This is a genomic window from Frigoribacterium sp. ME-P-080, assembly GCF_030209595.1.
In the GTDB taxonomy this organism is placed as follows: domain Bacteria; phylum Actinomycetota; class Actinomycetes; order Actinomycetales; family Microbacteriaceae; genus Frigoribacterium.
In genome coordinates, this window is the sequence record NZ_JARVRR010000002.1 from 264,137 (window position 1) to 276,326 (window position 12,190).

Consider the following 12,190-nt stretch of genomic DNA (forward strand, 5'->3'; position numbering starts at 1 on the left):
CCGGCTTCCGGCACGAGGGGAGGACCTCATGGCTCGAACGAGCCTCAACATCGACGGTGCGGGTCTCGAGGCGTTGCTCGCCGACCTGGCCAGCGTGAAGACCGAGTTCGAGTCGAACGACTCCTCGGTGTCGGCCACGGCCGAGGCTTGCGGGCACGTCCGGCTGGCGGCGAAGGTCACGTCGTTCGCGACGAACTGGAACGACCGGCGGGCGAAGCTCGCCGAGCAGATCACCGAGCTGGGCACGGCGTTGTCGACGATCGACGAGACCTTCACCGAGGTCGACGGAGAACTCGAGGGCGTCTTGGTCGGGGGCGACAGATGACGGCCGGCACGCTCGCCGGTGTGGCGGCCGATTCGCTGGTGGGGGTGTCGGGCGACCCGGTGCTGTTGAACTCCATGGCGAGCCATTACGAGTCGGTGGCGGCCTCGATCCGAGGTGCGGCAGCGAAGCTGCGATCGCTCGAGACGGGGTCGTCGTCCAGCGACGCCCTGGACGCGTTCGTGGTCAAGGCCGAGGAGGTCTCCGCGAGTCTCGGCAAGGCCGAGGGACGATACGGAGAAACGGGGGCTGCGCTCAAGGCGTACGCGTCCGAATTGTCGCTGGCCCAAGAGGCAGCTGCGCCGGCCCTGGCGAACCACCGAGACGCCGTCGACGACCTCGCCGCAGCCGAGAAGCTGGTCGAGCGGTACGAGCACTTCGCGCTGGTGGCCACCGACGAGGTGACGAAGCAGGAGCACCTCGACCAGGCCGCGGCGCAGCGCACGAAAGCCGAGGAGGCGCGGGGCCGGGTCACCCTCTACGCGCGCCGCCTCACCGATGCGCACACGTCCGTCGAGACCGCCGCGACGGCTGCCATCGCGAGGATCGACGACGCCACCGACGACGGCCTCGCCGACACCCTCTGGGACGACCTCGGAGGCGCGTGGGACGCGGGCTTCGCCGCCTTCCAGAAGTGGATGGAGGAGAACGACTCGTGGATCAGCACGCTGCTGGACGTCTTGACTGTCGTCGGGGTGGGGCTGGCAGCCATTGCTCTCCTCATACCAGGAGTCAACATATTGGCCGCCATAGTTGTCCTCGCCTCATTTGCCATCACGGCAGCTCGAGCGACCGCAGGAACAGGCACCTGGACCGACGTCGCCCTTGCTGGCCTCTCAGTCGTGACCATGGGGCTCGGAGGTCTCGCCGTAGGTTCGGCTCGCGGCATGATGGCGGGACTTGCTCGGACGAGAGCGAACCACCTAGTTTCGCAGGGCTACTCGAAGGGGCTCGCCTTCGGGTCCGTGAGCAGGAGTTGGCAGCGCGCCCGCCCCGGGTTAGGTGACTGGTCGCTCGTCAAGGGGTTAGGTGACGCCGACGTCGGCCGCATGCTTCATTTCATGAGGGCCAGTCGGCCGGGTGCGCTGGCTGATGATGCTTCGGAAGTCTCACGTGTGATGGTCCGCCTCAATGTGGCGCGGGGGTTACAGTCCTTCGACCACTTGCGCGGGTTGAGCGACGCGACGCAGCTGGGCATGAGGCAGATGCAAGAATCCAAGGGCTCGCAGAGCACGTGGCGTATGTCGCCGGGCACTCAACTCTGATGGCGGGCCGACGAGTCGCAGTGGTGTCGCCGCGTCAGCGACTAGACGGGCTCCTGCCCGTCATCGCCGGGGCCTTGTCTATCACGCCGGCTGTCTATTCACAGGCGATGCGCCTCACCCTCGGTCTCATCGCCATTCCGCAGGGCGGTAATCTCCGCGTGAACCCTGCGGGCAAATCCCTTTTCGAAGCGGGACAGAATTGGCCCCCCGCTCCCTGGCCTAGTTTTCCCTTCTGGGTTTCGGCAATAGGGCTGGCGCTGGTTGCCGTCCATCTCCTACGACGAGGGGGCTTCGATGTCCCCTACACCATGCATCCCTGGGTTTTGGCGTTCTGGTGCGGGCTCAGCGCTGGATACGCCTGGGTCTTCGGAGATCTCTTCAGAAGGTCCGCAGACTGGCCGCGCGATTCGGCTTTAGCCGTAGGTCTATTCCTCGCGGAGTTCGTCGCCTTCATCGGTTTGGGAATCGTCTTTCTGCAGCGAAAGAGAAAACACGGACGCGAGAAGACACGGGCTCCGGCAGAGGTGCCCCTCGCCGAGAATCGTCCATCGTGTTCAGCCAGCACGAACCCGAAGGACATTCCGTGAGCGGCCCGGGGCGCGTGGGGCGGACGGCCGGGACGGTGGCGGCGTCGTATTCGATCGTCGTGCCTCCGGGGTTCGTCCGGGTGCCGGGTGGAATGGACGCGCCTGACGCAGCGGCGTTCGTCGCCGAGCAGCTGGGAGACCAGCCCGCACCCGGAACCGGAACGGCCCCCGACGACTGGCGGATGCGGTTCGGGTCGGCACTCGGGCGTGCGCTCGCGGCCGACGTCAACGGCCGTGTGCTCGACTCGTACCTCAGTGCGGGCCCGCTGCCCGGCACCGACATCGTGTGCTCGATCGTCGTCGCGTCCGTGCCCGTCACCCGGACTCCGCATGCCGACCTCGACCGGCTGCTGCTGCGACGCGTCGCCACCCACGGGGCGGCTCCGATCGTCCTCGCCGGCGACCCGGCGGTGGTCTGGACCGACCCCGCAGCTGAAGCCCCGGCGCAGGACGACCGTGCCGCACCCGACGAGGTCGCCGACCTGACGCCCCTCCGCCGTCGGACCGTCCTCACGCGAGTCGCCGGTCATGACGACCGACTGCTCACCCTCGTCCTCACCATCGGCTCAGCGACCGATGCGTCGGCCGTGCCGGGCGACGCCGACGCCGACACCGGGTCCGACATCGACGCACGAACCCGCATCGTCGACGCCGTCACCGACGTCTTCGACGCCATGCTCAGCACCTTCCGCTGGCGTGACGCCGAAGGGCGCCTCGTCACCGACCGGCCCCTCGCCTGAACCCCCTCGACTGCCACAGAAAGCGACCTGCGCCATGACCGAAACCGGCACCGATGCCACCACCGACTTCGACATCCTCATCGGGCACGAACCCGAGACCTGGGTGGCCCTTCCGACCTCTTGGCCGCATGACGGTCACCGCGCGCCGCGATCGTGGATCAAGGCGACCGTGCGCACCGTGGCCGAGCGGTCCGAGGTGTCGACCCGCGCCTCCCGGTCCTGGCTGACGGAGGTGCTCTCGGCCCTCGCGCGCTGGTCGCCCGAGGACGAACGCCGGTACCTCTACCTGCCGGACATCGCGACCCCTCCGTCGCTGCTGCGCGTCCAGTACGGGTTCGTCGAAGGCGATCGTGATGTCGCCCTCCGGGCCATGGTCTTCGACAGCGACGTGGCCGCGGTCGAGCCTCCCGTCGTCGAGCAGGTCGAGGCGAGCGGTCTCGGGCAGGGGCTCCGAGGCGTGCGGTACGCGGCCTTCGACGGCGACGCCGGCCTCCACGCCACGCTCGTCTACGCCTTCCGGGCCGAGCCGTACGACCTCCGCGTCACCTGCCAGGTCGGCGGGCCGGAGGGCGTCCTCGGCATGATCGACGAAGTCGACGTGTTCGTGGACGACATCAGCGTGGTGCCCGCCGCGTGAGGCTGAGCGTCACCGTCCTGCACGTCCCGACGGGCCACCGGGCGGACCGCTCGGTCCTGGTCGATCCGGACACCACCGTCGACGCCGTGGCGCGGCACCTCGCGTCGTCACTGGGTCACTCGGGTCACGCCCCGCCCGCTGAGCCCGGGAGCATCACGGTCGACGGGGTGCCGGTCGACCCGACCGCGCGCATGAGTTCGGGAGTCCTGCTCGACGGCGCCGTCGTCGGCTTCGGCGGCCCGGCGACGCACCTCCGTTCGCCTGCCGATCTGCCCACCATCCGCATCATCGGAGGCCGCGGGGCAGGGACGATCCACGTCGTCGACGTCGGGCTCGTCCACCTCGGAAGCGGTCCCGACGCAGGCGTGAGGCTGGACGACGTGCGGGTGCCGCCGATCGTCGCGACGATCGAACTCGACGGCGCCGGGCGCTTCACGCTGACCCCCACGGCCGACGCCTTCCCCGAGTCCGACGACGAGGCTCGCGGGCCACTCGTGCTCGTCGACCGCGTTCCCGTCCGAGGTACGGCCGCCGTGGACGAACACTGCGTCATCACCATCGGCGACGTCCTCCTCGCCGTCGCGCCGGCCGGGCACCCGTCCGCCGCGATCACCGTGAGCGAGGGGGGAGGCACCCTCGACCACGCACGCCCACCGCGCCTCCTGCCGGAACCGCCGACCACGACGTTCCGGTTCCCCGCCGAACCCCAACAGGGTGCGAAGCGGCCCCTGCCGATCGTCGCGGCGCTGGCGCCGATGCTGATGGCCGTCGTCATGGTCAGCGTGTTCGGGAACGTCGCCTTCCTCGCCTTCGGGCTCATGTCGCCGGTGGTCATGATGGGCAACCACCTCTACGACAAGCGCAACGGGAAGGTCTCGCACCGGCAACGCCTCGCCGACCATCAGGCCACGAAGGAGGCGGTGGCGGCGGATGCCGAGAGCGCCGTGCGGCAGCTGCAGCGCGAGTTGCGACACCTCAGTCCCGACGCCGCCACCGTGCTCGACATCGCCGCCCGGCGTCGCTCACGGTTGTGGGAACGCCGTCGTGACGATCCGGACCACCTGCGCGTCAGGATCGGCACGGCGGATCTGCCCTCGGGTGTCACCATCGAGGACCCGGCCGAACTCGAGCACCGTCGGACCGTCGCTCGCCCCGCGGTCGACGTGCCCGTCACCGTCGATCTGGCCGACCACGGGGTCGTCGGGGTGGCAGGCCGATCCGAACACGCCAGACCTCTCGTCGCGTGGATGCTGGCTCAGCTCGCCGTCGCACAGAGCCCCCGCGACGTGCGGTTGGTCGTCCTGACCGAACACGCTGCGGGCGACGACTGGTCCTGGCTGGCCCATGTCCCCCATGCCCGTCCCGAGAACGGTCGTCCAGCCGCCGCCTGGGTCGGCAACGACGCCGAGACCGTCGCCCGCCGCATCGCCGAGCTCGGGGCCGAGATCGACTCTCGCCGGCGGGCGGTGCGGGAGTCGCAGGGGGCCCTCCGTGCGGCCACCGACATCGTCCTCGTCGTCGACGGTGCGCGGCGGTTGCGGGCACTGCCCGGGCTCGTCCGCGTCCTGCGGGACGGGCCCTCCGTCGGCGTGTACGCCGTGTGCGTCGACGCCGAACGCCGATCCCTTCCCGAGGAGTGCGTCGCCGTCGTCACCTGCGGCCTCGCGCGGCATTCCCTTGATGTGCACCGCACCGCCGACGTGCGCGAGGTCAAGGCCGACCTGCTGCCCGCCGGCTGGTTCGAGGCCGTCGCCCGGGCCGTCGCCCCGGTGGTCGACGTCGACGACGGCGGCGGAACGGGCGGGCTCCCGGCGCGTTCCCGGCTGCTCGACGTGCTGCAGCTCGAACCCCCCACCGCCGAGGCCGTACTCGACCGATGGGCTCGCACGGGCCCCACGACCGAGGTCGTCATCGGAGAGAGCCTCGACGGCCCGTTCGCATTCGACCTCCGTAGGGACGGTCCGCACGGTCTCGTGGCAGGCACGACCGGCTCCGGCAAGTCCGAGTTGCTGCAGAGCATGGTCGCGTCGCTCGCCGCCGCGAACACCCCCGAGTCGATGACGTTCGTCCTCGTCGACTACAAGGGTGGTGCCGCGTTCCGGGACTTCGCGCCGCTGCCCCACACCGTCGGGATGGTCACCGACCTCGACACGCACCTCGTGGAGCGGGCGTTGCACTCGCTCGGGGCCGAGCTGCGACGCCGCGAGCACCTCCTCGCCGACGCCGGAGCGAAGGACCTCGAGGACTACGTGGAGGGCGCGGTCGGTGACGATGCGAGGCCTCCGTTGCCGCGCCTCCTGATCGTGATCGACGAGTTCGCCAGCATGGTCCGCGAGTTGCCGGACTTCGTGACCGGCCTCGTCAACATCGCCCAGCGCGGGCGTTCTCTCGGAATCCACCTCGTGCTCGCGACGCAGCGGCCGACGGGCGTCGTCACCGGCGACATCAGGGCGAACACGAACCTGAGGATCGCCCTTCGCGTGACCGATGCAGGTGAGAGCAGCGACGTCATCGACGCGGGTGACGCGGCCGGCATCTCCAAGTCGACACCGGGTCGCGCCTTCGTCCGATTGGGGGCCAGTGCACTCGTCCCGTTCCAGGCAGGCCGTGTCGGTGGCCGACGCCCCGGGGCGGTGGCCGAGGTCGTGCCCGAGGTGTGGTCGAGTCCGCTCGACTGGCGGGACCTCGGGCGGGTCGTGGCCGAGCCGCCGCCACGGACGACGACCGAGTCCGCCGGTCGCACCGACCTGGCCGAGCTCGTCGACGCGCTCGCCGCGGCCTGCACCCGTCTCGGGATTCCTCGCCCGCATCGTCCGTGGCTCGACGCCTTGCCCGACAGGCTCGTGCTCGACGACCTGGCAGGGTCCCGGACGGGCTCGGACGTCGACGCGTGCGTCCCCGGCGACGTGGCCGTGCTGCCCTTCGGTCGGCAGGACTTCCCGGCCGAACAGCACCAGGCCCCGGCCGCGCTCGACCTGCAGACCCTGGGGCATCTCTTCGTCGTCGGCGCCCCGCGGACGGGACGCTCGCAGGTGCTCCGCACGGTCGCGGCCTCCCTCGCCGATCGGACGAGCTGCGCCGACGTGCACCTCTACGGCATCGACTGCGGCAGCGGTGCCCTGCTGCCGCTCGAGAGCCTTCCGCACGTCGGAGCCGTCGTCCAGCGGACCCAGCTCGACCGGGTCCGGCGCCTGCTGACGAAGCTCGTCGACGAGACCTACCGGCGGCAACAGGTGTTCGCAGCGGGAGGTCATGCGGGCGTGGTCGAGCAGCGACGAGCCTCTCCCGAGGGGGACCGCCTGCCGCACCTGGTCGTCATGATCGACCGGTGGGAAGGGTTCACGGGCAGCTTCGCCGAGATCGAGCACGGCAAGCTCGTCGACCAGGTGGGGGTGCTCTTGCGTGAGGGTGCCGCGGTCGGGCTCCACGTGCTCGTCACGGGTGACCGGCAGCTCGTCGCGGGCCGGCTCGCCGCCCTGGTCGACGACAAGCTGCTCCTGCGCCTGACCGACCGGGCCGACTACGCCCTCGCCGGTCTGAACGCGCGGGCACTGCCCGACGTCCTGCCCCCAGGGCGGGGCTTCACCGCCGAGACCTCGATCGAGACGCAGGTCGCCTTGATCGATGCCGAGGCCACGGGGCAGGCGCAGGCCGAGGCGCTGAGACGGCGGGCGGCGTCGGCGGCTCACCGTGACCGTGATGTTCCTGCCGCCCGTCGGCCCTTCCGCGTCGACGAACTGGCGGGCCCCATCTCGTTCGACGACGCCTGGTCCCGCCGGGGAGCGGCTGACCCGGCGAGCGTCTTCGCCTTGATCGGCGTCGGTGGCGACGACCTCGTTCCGTGGGGTCCCGACCTCGCCGACGGCCCGGGCAGCTATGTCGTGACGGGCCCCCCGAAGAGCGGGCGCAGCACCGTCCTGGTAGCCGTCGTCCGGTCGCTCACGGCCCAGCGCATCGGAGTGGTCGTCGTCGCCCCACGGCGATCGCCGCTGCGGGCGCTCGAGGGGTTGCCCGGCGTGGTCGCGGTGATCACCACCCGGACCGTCGAGGAGGCCCTCCTCGCGCCCTTCTTCGCAGACGCCGACGGCCCTCGCGTGCTCGTCATCGACGACGGCGAACACCTCAAGGACTGCCCCGCGGGCGAGTGGCTCGCGGAGTTCCTCAGGTCGTGCCCCGACACCGGTCGCGCACTCGTCGTGGCCGGGACGACCGGCGAGGTGTTGTCCGGGTGGGCCGGCTGGCAGGTCGACGTGAGGAACAACCGGTGCGGCGCCGTGCTCAGCCCACAGCTGCCCAACGAAGGTGACCAGGTGGGGCTCCGGCTGACGAAGTCCGACCTCGCCGACCGGCCGACGCCCGGGTTCGCCCTCGTGGACGACGGCAGCGGTCGAGCCGTCCGGGTGCAGGTGCCGTTCGACCGGGCCGGTTGAGCCCGGGCCGCTTCGGGGCACCTGCACCCGGGGGCTCATCGCGCCTCGCCCAGGCCGAACGACGACAGGGCGTCGGTCTCGACCGCACGGCAGGCAGTCTCCGAGCCCCGGTCCGGGCGGCGCCTCCGAAGGTGCAGCGCACCTGCCGCCGTCACGAGCACCAAGCCGGTACCCATGATGCCGAGGGCGACGAGCAACGGTTGCCCTCCACCGGTCGAACCGGTGAAGGCCAGCCTCGCCGGAGGCGCGGGGGCATCGGCCGGCGCCGGTTGTCGGACGGTCGTCATCTCGCTCCGGTAGACGGTGGTGTCGGCGAAGGCCGGCACGATCCTGCTGCCGTCCTCGGCGGCCGCCGACCCCTCCGACGAGAACAGGAAGACGTACGTGCCGGGTCGCTCGAGCGTGACGCAGGGCGTGGCGTAGGTGCCGTCCTCGCTGGTGGCGACGGTCTCGCGGGCCACGATCAGGTCCGGGTCGAGGCGGCCGATCTGTCCGAGGTCGCTTCCCACCTCGGGGGCCTCGGCGAACGGTCCGACGAGCACCGACTCGACGTCGATCCCGCCGGGCACGTCGGGGTGGAGGTCGACGACGGTGAGTTCGTCGCTGACGCAGGCACCGGGGTCGATCTCGGCGTCGGACACCACGGTCGAGATGGTCGGCGTCCAGGGCACGAACGTCGTCTCGGTCGCCGTGCCGAAGGGAGAGCGCCAGGAACCCACCCGGTCACGCCCCGCTTCGACCGGAGTGTCCGCAGGATCGATGGTCTCGACCCACGTGTAGTAACCGCCGGCGGGCAGCTCGCAGCCCGGCGTCGAGTAGGTGCCCGGACCGTCGACTACCTCGAGGGCGACCTCGCAGACCAGCGGGGCGTCGTCCGGCCACGCGGCGGCCTCGACCACCGGAGCGAGGAAGGGCCCCAGCAGGCGGCTCCGCACCGTGACCGGTACGGGACGCCAGCTCCCCGCGTCGTCGTATCGACCCCACTCGGACAGGAGCCCGTCTCCGGGCCGCACGCCGAGCGTCACCTGGTCGGTGACGACCGTCCCGGTCTCGGCCACGGTGTCGCTGGTGACGGTCGACACCGTGGGCTGGAACGGCAGGGGCGACAGCTGCTCGACACTCGCGGCTTCGGAGGCGGAGGCCGCGACCCCGCCCGAGAAGAGGATCATCTGTGAGCCCGCGGGACTGTTCCCCACCGTGGTCACCCGTCCGTACGGCAGGTCGACGAACTCGACCGAGGCGTTCACGGTGACGTGGGCAGCGTCACCGGTGGCGACGACGGACACGCTCTCGCCGTTGCGGACGACGGCCGTGGTCGAGCCGTCCGCGAACACGGCGCCGTCCAGGGTGACCGTGCCTGCATGTGTCGGTTCGAGGCTCGTCGGCCCGCCCGCCACACGGTCGACCGTGAGGTCGGGGCGGATCAGCCCGGTGCCGTCGTCCGAGAGTTCGACGGTGATCGATGCCGCGACGGATTTCGACGCGGCCGACGAGGCCTCGGCGAGCATCTGGTTCGCGCGTTCGAGCACGATCGGCCACCGCTCGTTGGCACGGCCGGCGTAGTACCGCTGCGTGTGGCCGTTCAGGCCGGTGATGGTCCAGACCGCGAGCTGTCCCGCGGCGGCCGTGTCGGCGTCGGTCGTGCCGCCCCAGGTGCGGGCGATGTACGCGAGCCGCGCGTGGTCGTCGGTCGAGACGCCGATCACGTCACCACCCGTGGTCGTGTCGTAGTGGTTGCCGACGGGCGAGCTCTTGCCGGCTTCGAGGCAGAACGCCTGGGTGCCGTCGTCGAGTCGGTAGGTGCCGAGCCACGAGACGTCGTCGCCACGCCAGAGGTGGCCCGGGCCGAGTCCCGTGCCGGTCACGGCGGCGGCCGGAGCGTGGCCGAGCAGCCCGACGGCGACGGAGAACAACAGGGCGAGGGCGAGCGCGAGGCGCCGTCTGGGGGGCCCGAGGGCCTTCGTTGGTGATGTCATGCACCGACGATCGGGCAGCCACCCCGGCTGCCGAGGCCGGCACCGCGCCTCCTGTGCACGGTTCCCGCTGACGCAGGCCGGGGGAGGAGCCGTGACGCGACGACGCCCCCGCCGCGAGGTGCGGCGGGGGCGTCGTCAGACGGTGGTGACCGAGGTCACTCGGTCTCGTCGAGGTCGATCTCGTCGCCCTCGAGGTCGTTCGAGGCGTACTCGGGCGAGCCCTCGCGGGGCGCGCCACCGGTGGGGCCGTCGTTGCCCTCGCCGACGCCGGGGAAGACCGTCTCGCCGGCCACGGCGTCGTTCGTCGCGATCTGCTCGGACTCGGCGAACTCGTCGGCCTGGTCGTAGGGCTGCTCGCCCGATGCTGCGGGGGTGTTGGTGTCGCTCATGGTGTGTCCTCTCGAAGGCGGTGCGGGGTGGTGGGGGAGCGGCTCAGGCCAGACCGAGTTGCTGCTTCATGCCGGCCTCGTCGGTGGCGCCCCAGCGCTCGACGAGCAGGCCGTCCTCGTCGAACCGGCCGACCTGGATGCCGCGCACGGTGAACGACTTGCCCGTGGGCTCCGCGCCCTGGAACGTGCCGGTGTGCGTGCCCGAGATCGTGAAGACGGCGGTGACGTTCTCGTCGTCGGCGACGAGGGTCTCGACCGCGAGGTCGGCGTCGGGGAAAGCCGCGAAGAACTCGGTCCAGAAGGCCTGGATGCCGGCGAGGCCGGCGGGTGCGTCGGGGGCCGGGTCGTGGTCGACGACGTCGGCGTGGAAACCCTCGCCGAGGCGGTCGATCTCACGGGCGGTCAGGATCTCGCCGAGGCGCTCCTGCGTGGCGAGGTTCTTCTCTTTCGACATGCGTGTCTCCGTCTTCTGGTTCTGTCGGGGTGTCTCTCGTCTACTCCCCAGGCGGCAGCTGGCCCCCGATGCTCACAGCAGACGCCACGCTCGGCGTACCCCTGGGGTCGCCCGCTAGGCTGACCGCGGCCCATATGTCTTCATGTCGAGATGGCTCGATGTCGAGACGGATCATGGTGAGACGACGCAGCGATGCGGATTGGAAGAACAGCGTGGATCTTTTCGAGTACCAGGCCAGAGACCTGTTCGAGCAGTACGGCGTGCCCGTGCTGCCGGGCATCGTGGCCGACACCCCCGAGGAGGCGCGAGCGGCGTCCGAGAAGCTGGGTGGCGTCACCGTCGTGAAGGCCCAGGTCAAGGTCGGCGGCCGAGGCAAGGCCGGCGGCGTCAAGGTGGCGAAGACCCCGGACGACGCCGAGGCCGCGGCGAAGGACATCCTCGGGCTCGACATCAAGGGCCACGTCGTCAAGCGCGTCATGATCGCCGGCGGCGCCCAGATCGCCCGCGAGTTCTACTTCTCGGTGCTGCTCGACCGTGCCAACCGTTCGTACCTGTCGCTCTGCAGCGTCGAGGGCGGCATGGAGATCGAGCAGCTCGCCGTCGAGAAGCCCGACGCGTTGGCGCGCATCGAGGTCGACCCCCGAGCGGGCATCGACCTCGCGAAGGCCACCGAGATCGCGAAGGCCGGCGGGTTCCCCGACGAGCTCGTCGAGAAGGTCGCCCCCGTGCTGGTGAAGCTCTACGCCGTCTACGAGGGCGAGGACGCGACCCTCGTCGAGGTCAACCCGCTCGTGCTCACCGAGCAGGGCGACATCGTCGCCCTCGACGGCAAGGTCTCCATCGACGAGAACGCCGAGTTCCGTCACCCCGGCCACGCCGAGCTCGAGGACGCCGACGCGGCCGACCCGCTCGAGGCGAAGGCCAAGGCCGCCGGCCTCAACTACGTGAAGCTCGACGGCGAGGTCGGCATCATCGGCAACGGTGCAGGTCTCGTCATGTCGACGCTGGACGTCGTCGCGTACGCCGGCGAGGCGCACGGCGGCGTCAAGCCCGCCAACTTCCTCGACATCGGCGGCGGAGCGAGCGCCGAGGTCATGGCGGCGGGGCTCGACGTGATCCTGGGCGACGCCCAGGTCAAGAGCGTCTTCGTCAACGTCTTCGGTGGCATCACCGCCTGTGACGCGGTCGCCAACGGCATCGTCGCCGCCCTCGGCATCCTCGGCGACGCGGCCACCAAGCCGCTCGTCGTGCGACTCGACGGCAACAACGTCGACGAGGGTCGACGCATCCTGGCGGAGGCGGCGCACCCGCTGGTCACCGTCGTCGCGACCATGGACGAGGCTGCCGACAAGGCCGCCGAGCTGGCTTCGAAGTAAGGACTGCACAGAAC

General features: G+C 70.8%; 9 protein-coding genes. 6 read left to right on the top strand and 3 right to left on the bottom strand.

All coding sequences use genetic code 11. The features are described from left to right. The first annotated feature begins 28 nt into the window (after positions 1 to 28). From QRN23_RS02755 to QRN23_RS02775, 5 genes are all read left to right on the top strand, one after another. Positions 29 to 325, top strand: coding sequence for a hypothetical protein (locus tag QRN23_RS02755; protein WP_285062415.1), 297 nt, complete (start codon positions 29 to 31; stop codon positions 323 to 325). Continuing rightward, on the top strand, positions 322 to 1,587 hold the full coding sequence (locus tag QRN23_RS02760) for a putative T7SS-secreted protein (RefSeq protein WP_285062416.1): 1,266 nt from the start codon (positions 322 to 324) through the stop codon (positions 1,585 to 1,587). Before QRN23_RS02755 ends, QRN23_RS02760 begins: the two co-directional genes overlap by 4 nt. 583 nt (positions 1,588 to 2,170) lie before the next feature. Then, complete coding sequence (locus tag QRN23_RS02765; RefSeq protein WP_285062417.1) at positions 2,171 to 2,914, top strand: hypothetical protein; 744 nt, start codon at positions 2,171 to 2,173, stop codon at positions 2,912 to 2,914. A 34-nt stretch (positions 2,915 to 2,948) separates the two neighbouring features. After that, positions 2,949 to 3,551 (top strand): hypothetical protein, encoded by a 603-nt coding sequence (locus QRN23_RS02770; RefSeq protein WP_277959133.1) that lies wholly within the window; start codon positions 2,949 to 2,951, stop codon positions 3,549 to 3,551. Next, positions 3,548 to 7,981, top strand: a complete 4,434-nt coding sequence (locus tag QRN23_RS02775) for a type VII secretion EssC family protein (protein WP_285062419.1) — start codon at positions 3,548 to 3,550, stop codon at positions 7,979 to 7,981. The genes QRN23_RS02770 and QRN23_RS02775 overlap by 4 nt, the downstream gene beginning before the upstream one ends. 35 nt (positions 7,982 to 8,016) lie before the next feature. On the opposite strand, the gene QRN23_RS02780 is transcribed toward QRN23_RS02775, so the two are convergent. The 3 genes from QRN23_RS02780 to QRN23_RS02790 form a co-directional block, all read right to left on the bottom strand. After that, a complete protein-coding gene (locus QRN23_RS02780) occupies positions 8,017 to 9,957 on the bottom strand; it encodes a thioester domain-containing protein (protein ID WP_285062421.1) in 1,941 nt (646 codons plus the stop codon). 155 nt (positions 9,958 to 10,112) lie between these two features. Next, positions 10,113 to 10,346 carry a hypothetical protein gene (locus tag QRN23_RS02785; protein WP_056043406.1) on the bottom strand — a complete coding sequence of 78 codons (234 nt, stop codon included), beginning with the start codon at positions 10,344 to 10,346 and terminating at the stop codon, positions 10,113 to 10,115. Between the two features lie 43 nt (positions 10,347 to 10,389). Then, positions 10,390 to 10,800 (bottom strand): ester cyclase, encoded by a 411-nt coding sequence (locus QRN23_RS02790; protein ID WP_056043403.1) that lies wholly within the window; start codon positions 10,798 to 10,800, stop codon positions 10,390 to 10,392. A 212-nt stretch (positions 10,801 to 11,012) separates the two neighbouring features. Between QRN23_RS02790 and sucC the strand changes: the two genes are divergently transcribed. Continuing rightward, a complete protein-coding gene (gene sucC / locus QRN23_RS02795) occupies positions 11,013 to 12,176 on the top strand; it encodes an ADP-forming succinate--CoA ligase subunit beta (RefSeq protein WP_056043401.1) in 1,164 nt (387 codons plus the stop codon). Positions 12,177 to 12,190: the final 14 nt, after the last annotated feature.